Origin of the sequence: Streptococcus uberis, assembly GCF_900475595.1 — a bacterium.
In the GTDB taxonomy this organism is placed as follows: domain Bacteria; phylum Bacillota; class Bacilli; order Lactobacillales; family Streptococcaceae; genus Streptococcus; species Streptococcus uberis.
The window spans coordinates 482,954-501,481 of the sequence record NZ_LS483397.1; the positions used below are offsets into that span (position 1 = coordinate 482,954).

The window sequence follows — 18,528 nt, forward strand, 5'->3', positions numbered from 1 at the left end:
TGTCAAAGAATTGACAGTGTTTTTTTGCTTATTTTTTGGTAGAATAGAAGTATAAAAACATGAAGGAAAGCAAATGACAAAAGGAAAAATTATCACACTCGAAGGACCAGATGGAGCTGGAAAAACAAGTGTTCTTGAACAACTTGTTTTGAAATTAGAAAAAGACAATGAGCAGTCTATTGTGACAACTAGGGAACCAGGTGGTGTGGCTATTTCAGAAAGTATCCGTAACATCATTTTAGATGTTAATAATACTGAGATGGATTTTAAGACAGAGCTTTTATTATATATTGCTGCTAGACGCCAACACTTAGTGGAAAAAGTACTTCCAAGTCTTTCGGCAGGCAAGCTTGTTTTTATTGACCGTTTTATTGATAGTTCAGTTGCTTATCAAGGCGAAGGAAGAGGTTTGAATAAAAGCGACATTGAGTGGTTAAATGATTTTGCTACTGATGGTATCAAACCAGATTTAACCCTTTTGTTTGATGTACCTTCAGAAATTGGCATAGCGCGCATTAATCAGAACGTCAACCGTGAAATTAATCGCTTAGATTTGGAAAAACTAGAAATGCATCAAAAAGTTCGTCAAGGCTATCTTGAATTAGCAAAAGCAAATCCTGATCGGATTGTCCTTATTGATGCCTCTAAACCATTAGATGACGTTGTCGATGAAGCATACAGAGTGATCAAAGAAAGATTTGCTCATTAAGAAAGAGTGACAGAAGTGACTATTGAAACCCAGGCCCCGAAGGCTTATTCGGCATTTAAACAAGTGTTACAAGAAGACCGATTAAACCATGCCTATTTATTTTCAGGCGATTATGCAAATCTTGAAATGGCTATTTTTCTTGCCAAATCTTGTTTTTGTCAGGAAAAAACGAATGGTCTCCCTTGTCAACATTGTCGAACGTGTCAATTGATTGAAAACAATGAATTTTCTGATATGACCTTGTTAGAACCATCAGGTCAAGTCATCAAAACAGAGACTGTCAAAGAAATGATGAAAAATTTTTCTCGGACAGGCTATGAAAGTGAAAAACAAGTTTTTATTATTAAAGATTGTGAGAAGATGCATGTTAATGCTGCTAATAGTCTCTTGAAATATATAGAAGAACCACAAAGTGCCTCCTATATTTTTCTATTAACAAACGATGATAATCTTGTTCTTCCAACTATAAAAAGTCGCACACAAATTTTTCATTTTCCTAAAGATGAAGCTTTTTTATCCCTTGAGGCTCAAAAAAAAGGACTCTTAAAAAGTCAGGCGGACTTATTGGCTAAGCTGGCTAAAAATCCCAAGGACTTAGAGCGATTGGCATCTGAAAATAAAGTGCTTGATTTAATGACACTTTGTCAAAAATTTGTATCAGTACTTATTAAAGACAAGGCCAAAGCCTATCTTGAAGTCAATCGTCTTAATCATGTAGCCAGTGAAAAAAGTGATCAAGATACGATTTTGAAATTATTAACTTTTATTTTGGCCAATAATTATAGTCAACCAAATGCCCTCCATTACCTTGATGCGCTTTATCAGGCCCGACTCATGTGGCAGAGTAACGTATCTTTCCAAAATAGTCTAGAATATATGGTGCTATCATGACAAAAACAATAGGACTTCATTTTCCAGAATTTAATGCCATCAAATATGTAAAAACAGATAAGGATTTTCCGCTTGGAACCTGGTTGCTTGTCAAAGATGACAAAGGTAGTCGATTAGCACAAGTTAAACAAGGCATGAAGCAACTGCAGCAGGCACAGTTGCCAGGTGATATGCCTTACGTGATTGGGAAAGCAAGTGATATGGATATGAAGGCATACCGCGCCAATTTAGCCTATGCGGAGGCATCTAAAGCGGATGTTAAGGCCTTAATTAAGCAAAACCAGTTGTCCATGAAGGTCATTGATATCATTTTCCCATTGGATAGAAGCTACGTCCTCATCACTTTTTCAGCAGAAGAACGAGTGGACTTTAGACAATTATTAAAGGATCTGGCTGCGCTTTTTAAAACACGCATTGAGTTAAGGCAATTAAATAATCGGGAAGAAGCAAAGGTCTACGGTGGTATTGGACCTTGTGGCAGACCTATTTGTTGTTCAACATTCTTGGGAGAATTTCCAGCAGTCTCTATTAAAATGTTGAAAAATCAGGATTTATCATTGAATTCAGGTAAATCATTGGGCTATTGTGGTCGTTTTTTGTGCTGCTTACAATACGAAGATGCCTTTTACAGTGACCGAAAGAAGAGGTTTCCTGATTATGGCACTTTAGTTGAAACAAAAGAAGGAAAAGGTAGAGTTGTTTCTGTTAATATTTTTGAGGAGACTGTAAAGGTTGCCTTTGAAGATAAACAGTCATGCATGACCTATATACTAGAGGAGATTAAGATTGGTCAATAAAAGAGAATTATTTGATGCTTTTGAAGGCTTTTCACAAAATCTAATGGTCACATTAGCTGATGTTGAAGCCTTAAAAAAACAAGTTCAAGGACTTGTTGAAGAAAATACGGTTTTACGGCTTGAAAATTCAAAGTTACGTGAACGACTTAGTCAAATGGAACATGAAACGAGTCCAAAGCCTAGCTCAAGAAATACCAATGACCATTTAGAAGGCATTTATGATGAAGGTTTCCATATTTGTAATTCCTATTATGGTCAAACGCGTGAAAATAGCGAAGAATGCCTATTTTGTACAGAGCTTTTAGATAGAAAGATGCATCATGAAGATTCAAAAAAGTTTTAAAAAAGACCAAATATTTGGGACACTCTATCTAGTACCAACACCAATCGGAAATTTACAAGATATGACATTTCGAGCTGTATCAACCTTAAAAGAGGTTGATTATATTTGTGCAGAAGATACACGTAATACAGGTATCCTACTGAAACATTTTGGTATTGAAACGCGACAACTTTCCTTTCATGAGCACAATGCTTTTGACAAGATACCGCAATTAATTGCTTATCTCAAGGAAGGCAAATCTTTGGCACAAGTCTCAGATGCAGGCATGCCTTCAATCTCAGATCCTGGCCATGATTTAGTTAAAGCAGCTATTGCTGAAGATATCAGCGTTGTTGCTTTACCAGGGGCGTCTGCGGGGATTACAGCTTTAATTGCAAGTGGTCTAGTTCCACAACCACATATCTTTTATGGCTTTTTACCCCGAAAATTAGGTCAAAAATTAGAATTCTTGCAGGATAAAAAGAACTATCCAGAGACACAGATTTTTTATGAATCTCCTCATCGAGTGAGTGACACTCTCAGACATATTAAGGATGTTTATGGGGATCGACAAGTTGTCTTAGTCAGAGAATTAACAAAGTACTATGAAGAATATCAAAGAGGCACAATTTCAGAATTAATAGAAGCTATTGACCAAGCCCCTTTAAAAGGTGAATGTCTTCTCATTGTTGAAGGTTATTTAGCAGACAAGCAAGTAGTTCTTGAGGACTTGGATCTTTTTTCACTCGTCAAAGCAGAAGTTGAACAGGGACTAAAACCCAATCAGGCCATTAAAAAAGTAGCAAAAACTTATCATATCAATCGCCAAGAAGTATATAATGCTTATCATGGATTGGATTAAGAGAATCACAAAAGCTTGATTCTCTTTCTAATGTGATATAAAAAATGACAAAAATATCATTTTTTTGTTATGATAGTCTTAGATAAGAAAAATGATCTCTAGGATCTGCTTGTAAAGGAGATATCATGACAGAAGACGAATTAATGGGATTGGTGATTTTAAGTGTTTATGGCATCATATTAGTTATTGTTGCCATTTCAGCACTATTAACAGTTATAGGGAATTGGCGATTGTTTGAGAAAGCTGGACAAAATGGTTGGTATGCTATCATCCCTTTTTATGGAGGTTTTATCAAACACAAAATTACATTTGGTGAAGCAAACAAGTGGTTATATTTTATTAGTTGGGTTTTTGCCATTTACTATGCTTATACTCACTTTTGCTATGTCAGAGCATTTGGTGGCTCAAAAGGTTTGGCAGTATTAAGTCTCTTTTTCCCGGGAATTACAACATTAATTCTCGCTTTTGGTAAGCTCTATCATGAAAAGAATTATCATGTAGTTCCCCACATTATTAATTAAAAAAATCAACAGATTTTCTCTGTTGATTTTTTTTAGACGATTTTTGTTCCGTGCAAGATGATGCTTCCGCTTTCTTGACTTAATCTAAGGGCATTTTGACTAGTAACTCCCCCACCCAACATGATTTCAATTTTCCCATTGGCATATTGAATCAAATCTCTAATATGGTCAAGGTTTTCAAAAATGTCATTCGCTTCAGTCGAACCATGTAGGAGAATGCGGATGAAACCATAATCTACCAAAGTATCAATAGCTGTTTTTTGATCTTTTTCTGGGATGTGGTCAAAGGCCATATGAAAGACCAGGGGTAAGCCTTGTGTTGCTGGTAATAATTGTTCGATAGCATCGCAATCTATTTGGTTATCTTTGGTTAAGAGTCCCATGACCAGAGCATCTGAACCTGCTTCAACTGCCTTTAAAATGTCTTCCTCCATTGCTCTTAATTCAAGGTCATTGTAGACAAAATCACCACCTCTTGGTCGAATCATTGTAGCAACGGTAATGGATTTTTCATGGAGTAAGTCACAAGCTTCCTTGATAACACCGAAGGATGGGGTTGTACCACCAACAGCAAGATTATCGCATAGTTCAACTCGATTAATCTGTTGACTGTTAAGCTGGGAAAGATTTGTTAAATTTTCAGCACAAAATTCTTTGATTAACATAATAAAATCTCCTTTTTATACCTTTTATTATATCATTTTTTGACTTGGAAAAAGCTCGAAAAATCTTTGTAAAATTCTGAAAATTATGCTATACTCTGTATTATTATACGCGGAGGTGTTTACATGACAATTTATAATTTTTCTGCAGGTCCTGCAGTATTGCCAAAACCCGTGCTTGAAAAGGCACAAGCTGAAATGCTTGATTACCGTTCCAGTGGTATGAGTGTTTTGGAGATGTCGCACCGATCCAAAGAATTTGATGCTATTATAAAAGATGCTGAGTATTTATTACGCGAATTAATGGCTATTCCTGATCATTATCGTGTATTATTTTTACAAGGTGGCGCATCGACGCAATTTTCTATGATTCCGTTAAATTTAGCAAAAGGAAAAAAAGCTTATTATCACGTGGCTGGTTCTTGGGGTAAAAAAGCTTATACTGAAGCCGTTAAACTCTCTAAAACAATTCCTTTTGAACCTATTTTATTGGCTTCTTCTGAGGAAGAAACTTTTAGCTATGTTCCAACGTTTGACAAAGACGTCATTGATCCTGATGCAGCTTACGTTCATTTAACAACGAATAATACGATTGAAGGCACAGCGCTTTACGATATTCCTGATACAAATGGTGTGCCTATAGTAGCAGATATGTCATCAAATATATTAGCAGTACGGTATAAGGTTAATGATTTTGGAATGATTTATGCAGGAGCTCAAAAAAATATTGGGCCTGCAGGCGTTACAGTAGTCATCATTCGAAATGATTTGCTGAATTCTGAGCCTGCATTATCCAGTATGTTGGACTATAAAATTCAAGCGGATGCTCAATCCTTATACAATACACCACCTGCTTATAGCATTTATATTGCCAAAATGGTTTTTGAATGGGTAAAATCCTTAGGCGGTTTAGATCAGATGGAAGTCAAAAATCGTGAAAAATCTGGCTTGCTTTATAGTTTTATTGAACAATCAAGCTTTTATCAAAGCCCGGTTAAAAATCCTAAGGATCGCTCGGTTGCAAACATCCCATTTACAACACCGAACAAAGACTTAGATGAAAAATTTGTGAAAGAAGCTGAAGCAGCAGGATTTAAGAATATTAAGGGACATAGAAGCGTAGGTGGAATGCGCGCCAGCTTATACAATGCCTTTCCTGTTGAAGGCGTCATTGCTCTTATTGATTTTATGAGAGTTTTTGAAAATCAAAATAGTCAATAAAGGGGAAAATCTTTTATGGAAATTAGATTGGCATTTCCAAATGAAATCCAAGATATCCTTGCCTTGATTGAAGGTGCTAAGGAAGTTATTGCTTCTTACGGTAGTGATCAGTGGCAAGATGGCTATCCTAACGAAGAAGTGATCATTAATGATATTTTATCTGGTCAGGGATATGTTGCTTTGGTTGATCATCACATTGTAGCCTATGCTGCTGCGATTTATGGCAATGAAGAGGCTTATAACCATATCTATGATGGCCAATGGTTGGTTGATAACCAAGATTATTTGACCTTTCATCGCATTGCTGTCTCAAAAGATATGCAAGGTCAAGCCTTGGCGCAAACCTTTATTCAGGGATTGATTGAAGGCTTTGATTTCAAAGATTTTCGTTGTGATACCCATGAAAAAAATCTTGCCATGCAACATATTCTACAAAAGCTTGGCTATCATTATTGTGGTAAAGTCCCTCTAGCTGGAATGCGACTTGCCTACCAAAAGATAAAAGAAGACCATGAAAGAGCGGACTATCAAGAAATTGATGAAGATAGTCGTTATGGCATTTAGTAATAGAAAAGACAGAAAAGGAGTGCTGGGGTGAAAACACCTCAGCTTTTACAACATATGGTATATAGTGTTAAAACGTTTAATAATATTAATCAAATTGGTTTAAAAGAATTGGGCAATGCTTTTCAGATAGATGGTGATTTATCTGAAAACCCAGATGCATATATTCTCAGAAGTCAAAACTTACATGGCCATCAATTTCCAGAAAAACTAAAGGCAATAGCAAGAGCGGGCGCAGGCACAAATAATATTCCTATTGAAGATGCTACAGCATCAGGTATTGTTGTTTTTAATACCCCTGGGGCGAATGCAAATGCTGTGAAAGAAGCGGTTATTGCTGCGATTCTCTTATCTGCTCGTGATTATCTAGCCGCCAATAAATGGGTAAATACGCTTACGGGTGATGATGTTCCAAAACAGATTGAAGCTGGAAAAAAACAATTTGCTGGCTCTGAAATTAGTGGAAAAACCTTAGGAGTAATTGGCTTGGGTGCCATTGGGGCTCGTATTGCTAATGACGCTTATCGTCTCGGGATGAATGTCTTAGGTTATGATCCTTATGTATCTATTGAGACTGCTTGGAACATTTCAAGTCATGTTAAACGTGTTAATGATATTAAGGAAATCTTTGCCTCAAGTGACTACATTACAGTACATGTTCCACTGACAGAGGATACCCGACATACCTTTAACAAGGAAGCTTTCCAATTGATGAAGAAGGGGACAAGTATCATCAATTTTGCCCGCGCGGAACTTGTTGATGAATTAGCACTCAATGATGCTATTGAAACGGGTGTGGTAAAGAATTATGTGACTGACTTTGGTCATCAAGGATTATTGAATCAAGATAAAATCACGGTTTTCCCACATGTAGGTGGCTCAACAGAAGAAGCTGAATTAAACTGTGCTATCATGGCCAGTCAAACCATTCGTCGTTTCTTAGAAACAGGTGAAATTACAAATGCTGTGAATTTTCCCAATGTTCATCAAGCTTTGTCAGCACCCTACCGCATTACCTTAATTAATAAAAACGTTCCAAATATCGTAGCTAAAATTTCAACTGCTGTTTCTGATTTGGATATAAATATTGATAACATTATTAACCGCTCAAAAGGAGATTATGCCTATACCTTATTGGATTTAGATGAATGTGACCGTGGGAAAATCGATCAACTTGTCGAAGAATTTGAAAAAAGCGACAACATTGTCCGTGTTCGATTAATTACAAAATAAAGTACAGCCTTGAATGACCTCAGGGCTTGCTTTATCAAGAGGAATAAGATGACTTTATATAAGACTATTTATCAATCACCCCTAGGTCCAATCTCCTTAATTGCGGATGAGTCAGCCCTAATTGGAGCCTGGTTTTTCAATCAAAAATACTTTGAAGATGGAATAAAGCAAGTTCCACTGGAGGGAGTCAACGCACCCTTAGCAGCGGCTTGTCAATGGTTGGACGCTTATTTTAAGCAGGAAAAGCCTGCTGCAGCTGACTTTATTGCTTTAAAAGGGACCGATTTTCGCCAGCGGGTTTGGACCTATTTGCAGACGATTCCCCATGGAGAAACAAGAACTTACGGTCAAATTGCCAAGGCTTTGAATTGCCAGTCGGCTCAGGCGGTCGGGGGAGCGGTTGGTCATAATCCCTTAAGCATTTTTGTGCCCTGCCATCGTGTTCTGGGATCTCAGGGTCAATTAACGGGTTATGCCGGTGGCCTTGATAAAAAAATCTGGCTATTAGAAAAGGAGAAAGGACAGACATGTACACTTTTTATGAATACCCAAAATGTTCCACTTGTCGAAAAGCCAAGGCAGATTTGAAGCAGTATATCTCCGATTTTGAGTCGGTCGATATCAAGACCACACCTCCTAAGGCAGAGCTTTTGAAGGAGTGGATGGAGACTTCAGATTTCACCATGAAGAATTTTTTCAACACCAGTGGTAACTCTTACAAAGAAATGGGTCTAAAGGATAAGATTGACGATTTAAGCATTGAGGAAGCTGCACAATTGCTCTCCCAAGATGGCATGTTAATCAAACGTCCCATTTTAGTAAAGGATAAACAAGTCATCCAAATTGGGGCTCGTAAACCCTACGGAGAATTATTTAAGTAAAAAAAGAAGTTAGGATTTTTCCTAACTTCTTTTTAGAAAACAAATTCTAGATGAATTTGATCAAATTTTTTTCGTAAATGATTCAATAAATCTGCCTTTTTTAAAGCAAACTGTGTGATAATGTGATGACTTTCAAGATCTAAAATTAATATTCTGACGTTTATTTGCATTCCTTGTTTATGAACAAAAATGTCATAATCATCTTGATGTTCTTTTAGATGGTGATTAACGATATAAACGATTGCTTCTTCAAGTTTTTCATTTTGAACTGTCGAATAGGCAAATTCTTTAAAGGAATGGATTAATATCGTTAAGGGTTCTTTAAAGGAAAGAAGCACTAATATAACCGTGATAAAAAAATCACCTGTGTAATGGAAAAAGCCCAGATGTCCATCTTGACTGATGAAATTTAGAAGAAAAACGGTTATTCCGATACCAATGGAGATAAGACCGTCTACTAAATTTGCCTTGCTTTCAGCATGTAAAATTGTACTAAGATTATTGATTGCCTTATTTTTTCGATAGTTATAGTAGGAAAGGGCGAAGCAAAGCATACCTGTTAGAATTGTATAGGGTAAAACGGGACCTGTGTGGATGAGTTCACCTTCACCATATGTAAAATATGAATAAGCGACTGCGCCACTTTCAAGAAGTGCAATCAGTAGTAACATTAAAGTAGCTATTGATTTTAATACCCCAAATAATGGCTCCAAGAAATAGAGACCCCTAGGAAAATTATCTGTTTTTTTGTGGCTATTTTTACTAATATAGATAGCAGCAATTGAAGAAACAAGTCCAATGACCGAAAAGACACTATCTAATAAAAGTGCGTTTAATCCCGTGATAATATAAATAAAAATACCAGCGAAAGCATTAATGCCATTAACAATTGAAGAGATTAAAAGTGCTTTTTTTTCTATATTTTTGTAGTTCATTTTTCCTCCTTTTTAATAATTATAATATTATTATATCATGAGAAAATTTAAAAAACAAAAGTGACTCTAAATGATGCAACTGATGATGTCTCTATCTGATTGAAGACAAATGTTATGTTTTAGGTATTTCTATTAAGATTTAATTGAATTCAAGTTCTAAAATAAGAAACTTTTCTTTTGAGCAAAACATAAAGTATAATAAGCAACTCGAAAATCATGAGTCGCTTAGGGCTCATGATTTAGGCATGTAATTACTGGGTTTTTCTCAAACAGTCAATTCACTGACTGTTTGACCTACCGTCCGAAACCGAAATAGAAAAGCATTAAAAAAGTAAAGTCTGATATTTTGTCTTTATATGCAAAGAAGTTAGGATTCTATTCCTAACTTCTTTTTGGATTAGTTTGCTAATTCAGTGTTGATTTGCCACATGATACCGAATTGGTCGATAAAGTTTGCATAAGCTGGGCTCCAGAACATTTCTTGGAGTTCCATAACGATTTCTTGAGCGTTTACTGTTAATTTAGCATATAGCTCTTGAGCTTCTTCAATGCTATCAACGATAAGTGCTGCTGACATGTTACCACCAACTTTGTATTCAAAATCAGGATTTTCATCTGATAATTGAAGACGGATGCCGTTAAATTCCATTTGTGCATTCATCACAAGATCTTCGCGATCTTTAGGGCAATCTGGAACACCATCTTTCCAGAACATTAAATTAGTGATTTCAGCATTGAAAGCGTCTTTGTAGAATTCAACAGCTTCTTTACCATTACCATTTGTAACTAAGTAGACATTAAGTGCAGTGACCATGTGTTTTCTCCTTTTAGAAAATTAAATTGTTTGACGAACAGCGATGTAGTTACCTTCATTATCTTGAAAGGTAAAATGAACCATGCCTTGGTATTCCATGATAGGATTAGTAGCAACTCCGTTTTCAGTAAGGGTTTTGTATTCAGCTTCTAAATCATCAGCTTCAAAAAGAAGTGATGGGAAGTCAACGTTCATTCCTGGGTTTGCTTGAGCAACCATATCTTTGTTGTGGATTCCAAATTTTGTTGCTGAATCTAGTGATGGGGCAACTTCAAAAGATTTGAAACCTTCTGAGTCAGCTTGGTCAGTAATGACAAAGCCCATTTTTTCAGTCCAAAATGTCATTGCAGCTTCAGTGTCATTAACATAAAGCATGGTTGTAGATTTAGAAATCATTTCGTGTCTCCAATTATTAATATATAGTGATGAGTTATTATATAATGATAGCACTAAAATAACAATTGATTTAACTTAAAATAATCAAAAAATTTAATGGATATTATGTTTGGAGAATAGAAGCCAATTGTCGTCTTTTTTAAAGGTACTTACTGGCTTCCCTGATAGAAAGTGGGGCTAACTTATCTCGATAAGTAGCAATGAAGTTTTTGACCCAATCAGGATTGATTTTAGAATAATCTCTTAGGGACCAGCCGATGGCTTTATTGATGAAGAATTCTGACGAGCCCAGATTGTTCAAAATAATAGCAGCCAAAAGTTCCGGCTTGGTTTTATCCTTCTTGCCCAACTGATGATCAATGGCGATGCGTCGCAACCAGAAATCCTCTGATAGCGAGAGCTCCAACATGAATGCATCCCGCCTGTCGTCCTCAATGCTTCCCAAAATGTGGTCAAAATGGTCTATGGTATCCCACCATTGGTTACTTTTAGCAAAACCAAGTATGGTTGGCACATCCTGGAAGCTCAGCCATTTTCCCAAAGCCTTAAGATAATCACAGACAAAGTAGTGCATTTCCCGTTTGGGACTGGCCCAAGCAAGGTCGAGCAAGTTCCAGTCGATTGACTTAGTCTTTTTATCGGCCGCGATGATATCTTTGTAGATGAGGCGACGAGGGCCCGCAGGAATGCCGTAAAAGTCAAAATGGTTTTTCATATAGGCCGCCATTTTTTCAGCTTGTCCGGCATCAGCTTGGGAGGTCATACGCTGCTCAAGCAAATCAAATTTTTCTTGGCTTGTCATCTTAGAGGTCAATTTCAAGTAGGATAGGAGTATGATCTTGGCGTTCCCCAGAATGGATCATTTCAGATTTGATGACTTTGTCAGCAATACGATTTGAGGTTAACCAATAATCAATTCTCCAGCCTGTATTGTTGATTTTACTGGTTTTACTGCGTTGAGCCCACCAAGTGTAGACATTTGGAATATCCCCGTGAAGATATCGGAAGGTATCGGTGAATCCTTTTGCCAATAATGCTGTAAATCCAACACGTTCTTCGTCCGTAAATCCAGCAGAACGTCTGTTGCTTGCAGGATTGGCGAGGTCAATTTCATGATGGGCAACATTATAATCACCTGTTGCTAAAACAGGTTTGTTTCTATCTAGTGATGCCAAATATTCTGCGTATTTAATATCCCACTCTTGACGCTCTGGAAGACGACGCAGTTGATCCCCGGCATTTGGCGTGTATACTTGTGTTACGTAAAAGTCGTCAAATTCGAGGGTGATAATACGTCCTTCAGCATCCATTGGATCTGGTGCACCTATTTCAGGAAAGGTCACTACTGGATTTAGAGTATTTCTATAAAGAAATAAGGTACCAGCATATCCTTTACGGGCAGGTTCTACGGAAGAGCGCCAAACATGAAGATGGTTAGGAAAATAACTAAGAAGTATTTCCATGTGTTTCTTTGTTGGCCCTGTTGCTGATAATTTTGTTTCCTGAATAGCCAAAATATCTGGGTCTTTAGTGACTAGAGTATCTAAAACAGCACGTGATAATAGAGCGCGTGGCGATTCACCGGTAAGGGCAGCATTTAAGGAATCAATGTTCCATGAGATTAGTTTCATAGTGTTCACTTTCTAAACTTCTTTTTTCGACTCTATTTTATCAGAAAAGAAAAGGTCTAGCGACTTTTTGGGTTTAAATCTATTTTAAAAAATTTCGAAATAGTTCTTGCATTCTCTGGAAATAGTGATACAATCTATTTAGAAATATTTCTAAATAGAAATAAGGAGGTAAATGCATGAGTTTTGCTCAGACATTTAAGGCTTTATCAGACCCTATTAGGAGAGACATTTTAACCCTTCTAAAAGATGGTCAAATGTCGGCAGGTGATATCGCAAATCAATTTGATTTGGCGCAAGCTTCCATTTCTTATCATCTCATGATTTTAAAAAAGGCTGATTTGATACAAGAGACAAAGGTTAAAAATTTTATTTATTATGATATTAATACATCTGTTTTAGAGGATATCATGATTTGGTTAAAAGAAATCAAAGGGGATTCTAAACATGAAAATGAATAAAAAATTATTAGTCTTAACAAGTTTTATTGTCTTAATACCAATTTTTATTGGACTTGCTTTGTGGAATCAAATACCGGATCAAGTACCAACCCATTTTGATTTTTCAGGAAATCCAGATGATTACTCAAGTAAGTTTCAAGCTGTTTTCTTCCTACCTTTTTTTCTATTAATCTTACATCTTTTCTGTTTATGGATAACGACCAAAGACCCAAAATCTGGTCGATTAGGAAAAGTGCAATATCTGGTTTATTGGATTGTTCCAATCATTTCTATTTTTGTGCAGACAATGGTTATTTTATCTTCAATTCATAAGGGTTTCCAATTTAATGCCAACCTATTTATGGGATTTCTCTTTCTCATATTAGGCAATTATTTACCAAAAATAAGGCAAAACTATACTGTTGGGATAAAAATTCCCTGGACCTTAAATAATGAAATGAATTGGAATAAAACACATCGCCTTGCAGGAAAAATATGGGTCACTGGAGGAATTTTATTTCTTTTAATGGGCATGTTGGGGATTACAAATCCTTTCCCTGTATTCGGATTGTTAATCATTTTGATTCTTATTCCAATGGCCTATTCTTATTGTCTTTATAAATATAAACAGCTCTAAAAGACTGATTTTTATCAGTCTTTTCTTTTTACATTGTGACCGATTTCATATGGTATAATAGAAGTATAATAGATTGAGAAAGATAGAGGTAGGCCTTATGAAGAAAAGAGTACAGTTGTTAGCTGCGGTGGTTTCCTTTTTTGTTCTAGTGAATTATTATTGGATGCATCTCCCACCAATCAATTTACTTAGTGGTGACTTTTGGCTATTTATGATTCTTATCTTATTTCTTATAGCCATTAACCTCATTATTGCTTCAGCATCAAACGGCTTAAAATTACTTTTTGGAAAGAAATCCAAAGTTAAAAAGGTGAAAGATGTTACTCAGTATGTTTCCCTTTTTTCACGTCCAATTCGATGGATTTTCTTGACCATCTTAGCCATTAGTTTAGGCTTAGGCATGATTTCCTTTTTTAATGGAAAAATGTTTAGAGCTAAAAGCTATGCAAATGTCATCAAGGTTAAAAATGCTGATTTCAAACAAGATTTTCCTGAAAGCAATCTTTCTACTTTAGCTTTGCTGGACAGAGAATCAGCTGAGAAAATAGGAGATACCTATTTAGGCACTATTGATAAGGTTTCGCAATTTGGCATTTCCAAAGATTATCGACAAATAACAATCGGTAAACAACCATTTCGGGTATCGCCTTTGGAGTATAAAAGCTTTTGGAAATGGTTGACCAATCGTCAGGTTGGGATAAATTACTATGTTAAAGTCAATCAAACAACAGGGAAAGCTGAGCTTGTCAAATTAAAAGAAGCAATGAAATATTCTGATTCGGAATATTTGTTCAGAGATACCAAGAGACACCTCCGCTTTTTGCATCCCTTTACCATTTTTGGTGATCCCTCATTTGAGGTTGATGATCAGGGGCATCCCTACTATGTAGCGACGACTTATGCACCGAAATTTGGTTTATCTTCTTTGGACCCTAATGGTGCCATACTATTGAATGCTGTGACAGGTAAAACCAAATATTATCACCTAAAAGATATTCCTAAATGGGTTGATCGTGTTTATTCTGCAGAAAATGTATTATCGAGGGTTAACGATCATTACACTTATCAAAAGGGTTATTGGAATACAGTCTTTAGTCAAACAGGAGTCAAACAAACGACAGACAGCTACAACTATATCACCATTGGTTCAAATATCTATTTATATACGGGGATTACCTCTGCCACTGCAGATGCTTCTAATTTAGGGTTCATCCTTGTCAATATGAGAACACGTGAAGTAACCAATTATCAGTTGGCCTCTGCCACTGAAAAATCTGCAATGACATCTGCTGAAGGAGAGGTTCAAGAAAAAGGCTATTCGGCTACAGCGCCAACCTTAGTTAAATTAAATGGCAAAGCTTACTACCTAGTTTCCCTAAAAGATGGCGGAAGTCTTGTGAAATCATATGCCCTCGTAGATGCTGAAGATTACCAACAAGTCACGGTTAATAATGATATTGAAACCTTGATTTCTCAATTTACAGATCGAGATACGAGTGGCTTAAGCTCAAACAGTTCAACTGGTAAAAAAGCTAAAATTGTTAGCGGACAAGTGGATCATCTTGCAAGTCAAATCATTTCAGGAACAACAGTCTATTACATCCTCTCTGGAAATGACATCTATAAGGTTAGAGCAAGTAAGGACACTCCGGATGAATTACCATTCCTTAAAATAGGTGATCACTTTAAAGCTGAATTAGGGGAGGCTAATTACCTTCAAAATCTTAAAATTAATGATGAAGCAGAAGAAGTGAAAAGTCAATGAGACCCTGTAAGTGAGAACAGTTCTGTTCTCACTTTTTTCGTTTAAAGATCTCATTACCTATTGTCTCAGACTATTACTTATGCTATACTAGCCTTAGTTTTTGGAGGATTACCCAAGTCTGGCTGAAGGGAACGGTCTTGAAAACCGTCAGGCGTGTAAAAGCGTGCGTGGGTTCGAATCCCACATCCTCCTTAATAAGTCATAAAATACTGTTAATCAGTATTTTTTTCGTGTAGTTAGAAAGGAAAACATGTCAAAGCGGAAAAAACAAAAGTACTTTGTTCACGAAGCACTACGTTGTGCAATTAGTTTGACCTTTATATCGGGTTATGTGAATGCTTTTACCTTTATGACCCAAGGACAACGATTTGCCGGAATCCAATCTGGTAATGTTGCTTCGCTAGCAATGAGTTTAGCCCAGGGTGATTATAGGAGGGCATTGGATTTTCTTTTGCCTATAGTTGCTTTTATGTTGGGGCAATCTTTTACCTACTTTATGCATCGATGGGCTAATAAGCATAAAATCCATTGGTATTTGTTTTCAAGCTTTGTTCTAACAGCCATCGCTTTTTTGACCTCTCTCTTAACCCCAATGCTATCTTCTTTTTACACGGTTTTTGGTCTTGCTTTTTTTGCATCCATTCAAGTTGATACCTTTAAATCGCTTCGTGGGGCAACCTACGCTAATGTCATGATGACAGGAAATGTAAAGAATGCTGCTTATCAACTGACAAAGGGACTGTATGAAAAGAATAAGGAAATCATTACGATAGGCCGAAATACGGCCTTAGTTATCATTACCTTTATCTTTGGTGCAATGCTTTCTACACTATTGTCACTTAAATATGGGGAGTATTCGTTAGGCTTTGTTCTTTTACCCTTAGCTTATGTGAATTATTTATTAGGTAAAGAGTATTATCATATTCAAACCAAAATAAAACCGTTTATGACAGATTATTCTGAGGAATAAACGGTTTTTTTGCTGTCTTTTATATGGTATAATCAATAATAGCCGCTCTATGAGCAAAATAATTCAAAAAGGTTTCATTAGCCTTGAAAGGAATCAAAATGACTGATAAAAAACCATTTTATATTACAACCCCAATTTATTACCCTTCTGGGAAATTGCATATTGGCTCAGCTTACACAACGATTGCTTGTGATGTCTTAGCGCGTTACAAACGCATGATGAACCATCAGGTTTTTTATTTAACAGGTTTGGATGAACATGGCCAAAAAATTCAAACAAAGGCTGAAGAAGCAGGCATCACTCCTCAAGAATACGTTGATGGCATGGCCAAAGGCGTTAAAGAATTATGGGAGCTCTTAGACATCTCATATGACAAATTCATCCGCACTACAGATGATTATCATGAGGAAGTCGTTGCAGCAGTATTTGAAAAACTATTAGCTCAAGATGATATTTATTTAGGGGAATATTCAGGTTGGTACTCAGTTTCCGATGAAGAATTTTTCACTGAAAGTCAATTAGAAGAAGTTTTCCGTGATGAAAATGGTAAAGTTATAGGTGGAATAGCCCCTTCAGGTCATGAAGTGGAATGGGTTTCAGAGGAATCATACTTCCTTCGTCTTGGCAAATACGCTGACAAGTTAGTAGCATTCTTTAACGAACATCCGGAATTCATTCAACCTGAAGGTCGTATGAATGAAATGATTAAAAACTTTATCGAACCAGGACTGGAAGACTTGGCAGTTAGTCGTACCACTTTTACCTGGGGTGTTAAAGTACCTTCTAATCCTAAACATGTGGTATATGTATGGATAGATGCCCTTTTAAACTATGCAACTGCACTTGGATATGGTCAAGAAGACAAGGCTAATTTCGAAACATTCTGGAACAATGGAACAGTCTTCCATATGGTTGGTAAGGATATTTTACGCTTCCATTCCATTTATTGGCCAATTCTTCTGATGATGTTAGATATGAAATTACCAGAACGTTTGATTGCCCATGGTTGGTTTGTCATGAAAGATGGTAAAATGTCTAAATCCAAAGGGAATGTTGTTTACCCAGAAATGTTAGTTGAACGTTTTGGACTTGATCCATTACGTTATTACCTCATGCGCTCTTTACCAGTTGGTTCTGATGGAACCTTTACTCCAGAGGATTATGTGGGACGTATTAACTATGAACTTGCCAATGACTTGGGAAATCTTCTTAACCGCACGGTCGCTATGATTAATAAGTATTTTGGCGGTAAGATTCCAGCATATACTGAAAATGTGACCTCATTTGATGGAGAGTTACAAGACTTAGTTACTGAGAAAATCACTGACTACCATAAACAAATGGAGACAGTTGATTACCCACGTGCCTTAGATGCTATTTGGGCAATTATTTCACGCGCTAACAAATACATTGATGAGACAGCTCCATGGGTACTGGCTAAAGAAGATGGTGATAAAGAACAATTAGCTTCTGTCATGGCTCACTTAGCTGCAAGTTTACGAGTGGTTGCTCATCTTATCCAACCATTTATGATGACAACTTCAAATGCTATCATGGAACAACTTGGTTTAGGGCAAAGCTTTGATTTGGAAAATCTTTCATTAGCTGGAATGCCGTCAGATATCACTGTTATCTCTAAAGGGCAACCTATTTTCCCTCGACTTGATATGGAAGAGGAAATTGCCTATATCAAGGAGCAAATGGAAGGTGGCTCAGCTATTCCTCAAGAAAAAGAGTGGATTCCTGAAGAAGTGGACCTAAAATCCGAAAAAGAAGAAATCAAATTTGAGACATTTGACGCCTGTGAAATTCGTGTTGCTGAAGTTAAGGAAGTTTCAAAGGTCGAAGGTTCTGATAAATTGCTACGCTTTAGATTGGACGCGGGAGATGGAGAAGATCGTCAAATCTTGTCTGGAATTGCTAAATTCTATCCAAATGAGCAAGAATTAGTTGGGAAAAAACTCCAAATAGTGGCTAACTTAAAACCTCGCAAAATGATGAAAAAATATGTCAGTCAAGGAATGATTTTATCTGCGGAACACGATGGAAAACTAACCGTCTTAACAGTTGATCCAGCTGTTCCAAATGGTTCAATCATTGGTTAATAGATTTTAAAGTGGAAGTTTAACCTTTCACTTTTTTCTTAAGCTTAATTTTATAAAAACTGTCTATGATAGAAGAAAATAGTTTAAGGATTCAAACATGAGATTTTTTCAAAAACTCCAACTCTTAAAAAGCAAGAATAGCCAGCTTACTCTAGATATACTGACAAACATTGTT

Annotated in this window: 22 protein-coding genes and 1 tRNA gene; 17 read left to right on the top strand and 6 right to left on the bottom strand. The window is 36.5% G+C overall.

Translation table 11 applies throughout. The features are described 5' to 3' along the window. Positions 1 to 73: 73 nt before the first annotated feature. The 6 genes from tmk (at position 74) to DQM95_RS02765 (ending at position 4,102) form a co-directional block, all read left to right on the top strand. Positions 74 to 709: a dTMP kinase gene (gene tmk / locus DQM95_RS02740; RefSeq protein ID WP_012657973.1), complete on the top strand. Its 636-nt coding sequence runs from the start codon at positions 74 to 76 to the stop codon at positions 707 to 709. Positions 710 to 724: 15 nt separating this feature from the next. Continuing rightward, a complete protein-coding gene (locus tag DQM95_RS02745; protein WP_037592413.1) occupies positions 725 to 1,600 on the top strand; it encodes a DNA polymerase III subunit delta' in 876 nt (291 codons plus the stop codon). Further along, a complete protein-coding gene (gene ricT, locus DQM95_RS02750) occupies positions 1,597 to 2,397 on the top strand; it encodes a regulatory iron-sulfur-containing complex subunit RicT (RefSeq protein ID WP_037592412.1) in 801 nt (266 codons plus the stop codon). The genes DQM95_RS02745 and ricT overlap by 4 nt, the downstream gene beginning before the upstream one ends. A gap of 43 nt (positions 2,398 to 2,440) precedes the next feature. Further along, a complete protein-coding gene (yabA, locus tag DQM95_RS02755) occupies positions 2,441 to 2,740 on the top strand; it encodes a DNA replication initiation control protein YabA (protein ID WP_046387966.1) in 300 nt (99 codons plus the stop codon). Then, on the top strand, positions 2,718 to 3,581 hold the full coding sequence (gene rsmI / locus DQM95_RS02760) for a 16S rRNA (cytidine(1402)-2'-O)-methyltransferase (RefSeq protein WP_046388571.1): 864 nt from the start codon (positions 2,718 to 2,720) through the stop codon (positions 3,579 to 3,581). The genes yabA and rsmI overlap by 23 nt, the downstream gene beginning before the upstream one ends. 125 nt (positions 3,582 to 3,706) lie before the next feature. Beyond that, positions 3,707 to 4,102 carry a DUF5684 domain-containing protein gene (locus DQM95_RS02765; RefSeq protein ID WP_037592411.1) on the top strand — a complete coding sequence of 132 codons (396 nt, stop codon included), beginning with the start codon at positions 3,707 to 3,709 and terminating at the stop codon, positions 4,100 to 4,102. Positions 4,103 to 4,134: 32 nt separating this feature from the next. Here the strand turns inward: DQM95_RS02765 and DQM95_RS02770 are convergent, their stop codons facing one another. Then, complete coding sequence (locus DQM95_RS02770) at positions 4,135 to 4,767, bottom strand: copper homeostasis protein CutC (protein ID WP_012657979.1); 633 nt, start codon at positions 4,765 to 4,767, stop codon at positions 4,135 to 4,137. Between the two features lie 123 nt (positions 4,768 to 4,890). Between DQM95_RS02770 and serC the strand changes: the two genes are divergently transcribed. Genes serC through DQM95_RS02795 form a run of 5 tightly spaced genes read left to right on the top strand, consistent with a single transcriptional unit; the run spans position 4,891 to position 8,663 of the window. Continuing rightward, complete coding sequence (gene serC / locus DQM95_RS02775) at positions 4,891 to 5,985, top strand: 3-phosphoserine/phosphohydroxythreonine transaminase (protein ID WP_037592410.1); 1,095 nt, start codon at positions 4,891 to 4,893, stop codon at positions 5,983 to 5,985. 15 nt (positions 5,986 to 6,000) lie between these two features. Next, positions 6,001 to 6,549, top strand: a complete 549-nt coding sequence (locus DQM95_RS02780) for a GNAT family N-acetyltransferase (protein WP_037592409.1) — start codon at positions 6,001 to 6,003, stop codon at positions 6,547 to 6,549. A 57-nt stretch (positions 6,550 to 6,606) separates the two neighbouring features. Beyond that, positions 6,607 to 7,782 (top strand): phosphoglycerate dehydrogenase, encoded by a 1,176-nt coding sequence (locus tag DQM95_RS02785; RefSeq protein WP_037592534.1) that lies wholly within the window; start codon positions 6,607 to 6,609, stop codon positions 7,780 to 7,782. Between the two features lie 48 nt (positions 7,783 to 7,830). Beyond that, complete coding sequence (locus tag DQM95_RS02790) at positions 7,831 to 8,370, top strand: methylated-DNA--[protein]-cysteine S-methyltransferase (protein ID WP_046390851.1); 540 nt, start codon at positions 7,831 to 7,833, stop codon at positions 8,368 to 8,370. Beyond that, positions 8,310 to 8,663, top strand: a complete 354-nt coding sequence (locus DQM95_RS02795) for an arsenate reductase family protein (RefSeq protein WP_037592408.1) — start codon at positions 8,310 to 8,312, stop codon at positions 8,661 to 8,663. The genes DQM95_RS02790 and DQM95_RS02795 overlap by 61 nt, the downstream gene beginning before the upstream one ends. Positions 8,664 to 8,695: 32 nt before the next feature. Here the strand turns inward: DQM95_RS02795 and DQM95_RS02800 are convergent, their stop codons facing one another. The 5 genes from DQM95_RS02800 to DQM95_RS02820 all read right to left on the bottom strand — a co-directional run bounded on the left by DQM95_RS02800 (position 8,696) and on the right by DQM95_RS02820 (position 12,439). Further along, positions 8,696 to 9,598 carry a cation transporter gene (locus DQM95_RS02800; RefSeq protein ID WP_012657985.1) on the bottom strand — a complete coding sequence of 301 codons (903 nt, stop codon included), beginning with the start codon at positions 9,596 to 9,598 and terminating at the stop codon, positions 8,696 to 8,698. A gap of 397 nt (positions 9,599 to 9,995) precedes the next feature. Next, positions 9,996 to 10,412 carry a VOC family protein gene (locus DQM95_RS02805; protein ID WP_037592407.1) on the bottom strand — a complete coding sequence of 139 codons (417 nt, stop codon included), beginning with the start codon at positions 10,410 to 10,412 and terminating at the stop codon, positions 9,996 to 9,998. 21 nt (positions 10,413 to 10,433) lie between these two features. Beyond that, on the bottom strand, positions 10,434 to 10,808 hold the full coding sequence (locus DQM95_RS02810) for a glyoxalase/bleomycin resistance/extradiol dioxygenase family protein (RefSeq protein ID WP_012657987.1): 375 nt from the start codon (positions 10,806 to 10,808) through the stop codon (positions 10,434 to 10,436). A 139-nt stretch (positions 10,809 to 10,947) separates the two neighbouring features. Further along, positions 10,948 to 11,610 (bottom strand): DNA alkylation repair protein, encoded by a 663-nt coding sequence (locus DQM95_RS02815; RefSeq protein ID WP_037592533.1) that lies wholly within the window; start codon positions 11,608 to 11,610, stop codon positions 10,948 to 10,950. A 1-nt stretch (position 11,611) separates the two neighbouring features. Continuing rightward, entirely contained in the window at positions 11,612 to 12,439 is an 828-nt protein-coding gene (locus DQM95_RS02820; RefSeq protein WP_037592406.1) for an exodeoxyribonuclease III, read from the bottom strand. A 176-nt stretch (positions 12,440 to 12,615) separates the two neighbouring features. On the opposite strand from DQM95_RS02820, the gene DQM95_RS02825 reads away from it, so the two are divergent. The 6 genes from DQM95_RS02825 to metG all read left to right on the top strand — a co-directional run bounded on the left by DQM95_RS02825 (position 12,616) and on the right by metG (position 18,353). Then, the gene (locus DQM95_RS02825) at positions 12,616 to 12,897 is read left to right on the top strand and encodes an autorepressor SdpR family transcription factor (protein WP_037592405.1); all 282 of its coding nucleotides are present in this window, start codon (positions 12,616 to 12,618) and stop codon (positions 12,895 to 12,897) included. Beyond that, a complete protein-coding gene (locus tag DQM95_RS02830; protein ID WP_037592404.1) occupies positions 12,884 to 13,513 on the top strand; it encodes an SdpI family protein in 630 nt (209 codons plus the stop codon). Before DQM95_RS02825 ends, DQM95_RS02830 begins: the two co-directional genes overlap by 14 nt. A 97-nt stretch (positions 13,514 to 13,610) precedes the next feature. After that, a complete protein-coding gene (locus DQM95_RS02835; RefSeq protein WP_111685931.1) occupies positions 13,611 to 15,278 on the top strand; it encodes a hypothetical protein in 1,668 nt (555 codons plus the stop codon). Between the two features lie 102 nt (positions 15,279 to 15,380). After that, positions 15,381 to 15,470 (top strand) — tRNA-Ser (locus tag DQM95_RS02840). A 58-nt stretch (positions 15,471 to 15,528) separates the two neighbouring features. After that, the gene (locus DQM95_RS02845; RefSeq protein WP_012657993.1) at positions 15,529 to 16,248 is read left to right on the top strand and encodes a YoaK family protein; all 720 of its coding nucleotides are present in this window, start codon (positions 15,529 to 15,531) and stop codon (positions 16,246 to 16,248) included. A 98-nt stretch (positions 16,249 to 16,346) separates the two neighbouring features. Beyond that, positions 16,347 to 18,353: a methionine--tRNA ligase gene (gene metG, locus DQM95_RS02850; protein ID WP_037592403.1), complete on the top strand. Its 2,007-nt coding sequence runs from the start codon at positions 16,347 to 16,349 to the stop codon at positions 18,351 to 18,353. Positions 18,354 to 18,528 lie beyond the last annotated feature (175 nt).

Bases quoted from the DNA above. Each gene is read 5' to 3' on its own strand.
- tmk (WP_012657973.1), top strand. From the start codon at position 74: ATGACAAAAGGAAAAATTATCACACTCGAAGGACCAGATGGAGCTGGA.
- ricT (WP_037592412.1), top strand. From the start codon at position 1,597: ATGACAAAAACAATAGGACTTCATTTTCCAGAATTTAATGCCATCAAA.
- yabA (WP_046387966.1), top strand. From the start codon at position 2,441: ATGGTCACATTAGCTGATGTTGAAGCCTTAAAAAAACAAGTTCAAGGA.
- rsmI (WP_046388571.1), top strand. From the start codon at position 2,718: ATGAAGATTCAAAAAAGTTTTAAAAAAGACCAAATATTTGGGACACTC.
- DQM95_RS02765 (WP_037592411.1), top strand. From the start codon at position 3,707: ATGACAGAAGACGAATTAATGGGATTGGTGATTTTAAGTGTTTATGGC.
- DQM95_RS02770 (WP_012657979.1), bottom strand. From the start codon at position 4,767: ATGTTAATCAAAGAATTTTGTGCTGAAAATTTAACAAATCTTTCCCAG.
- serC (WP_037592410.1), top strand. From the start codon at position 4,891: ATGACAATTTATAATTTTTCTGCAGGTCCTGCAGTATTGCCAAAACCC.
- DQM95_RS02780 (WP_037592409.1), top strand. From the start codon at position 6,001: ATGGAAATTAGATTGGCATTTCCAAATGAAATCCAAGATATCCTTGCC.
- DQM95_RS02785 (WP_037592534.1), top strand. From the start codon at position 6,607: ATGGTATATAGTGTTAAAACGTTTAATAATATTAATCAAATTGGTTTA.
- DQM95_RS02790 (WP_046390851.1), top strand. From the start codon at position 7,831: ATGACTTTATATAAGACTATTTATCAATCACCCCTAGGTCCAATCTCC.
- DQM95_RS02795 (WP_037592408.1), top strand. From the start codon at position 8,310: ATGTACACTTTTTATGAATACCCAAAATGTTCCACTTGTCGAAAAGCC.
- DQM95_RS02800 (WP_012657985.1), bottom strand. From the start codon at position 9,598: ATGAACTACAAAAATATAGAAAAAAAAGCACTTTTAATCTCTTCAATT.
- DQM95_RS02805 (WP_037592407.1), bottom strand. From the start codon at position 10,412: ATGGTCACTGCACTTAATGTCTACTTAGTTACAAATGGTAATGGTAAA.
- DQM95_RS02810 (WP_012657987.1), bottom strand. From the start codon at position 10,808: ATGATTTCTAAATCTACAACCATGCTTTATGTTAATGACACTGAAGCT.
- DQM95_RS02815 (WP_037592533.1), bottom strand. From the start codon at position 11,610: ATGACAAGCCAAGAAAAATTTGATTTGCTTGAGCAGCGTATGACCTCC.
- DQM95_RS02820 (WP_037592406.1), bottom strand. From the start codon at position 12,439: ATGAAACTAATCTCATGGAACATTGATTCCTTAAATGCTGCCCTTACC.
- DQM95_RS02825 (WP_037592405.1), top strand. From the start codon at position 12,616: ATGAGTTTTGCTCAGACATTTAAGGCTTTATCAGACCCTATTAGGAGA.
- DQM95_RS02830 (WP_037592404.1), top strand. From the start codon at position 12,884: ATGAAAATGAATAAAAAATTATTAGTCTTAACAAGTTTTATTGTCTTA.
- DQM95_RS02835 (WP_111685931.1), top strand. From the start codon at position 13,611: ATGAAGAAAAGAGTACAGTTGTTAGCTGCGGTGGTTTCCTTTTTTGTT.
- DQM95_RS02845 (WP_012657993.1), top strand. From the start codon at position 15,529: ATGTCAAAGCGGAAAAAACAAAAGTACTTTGTTCACGAAGCACTACGT.
- metG (WP_037592403.1), top strand. From the start codon at position 16,347: ATGACTGATAAAAAACCATTTTATATTACAACCCCAATTTATTACCCT.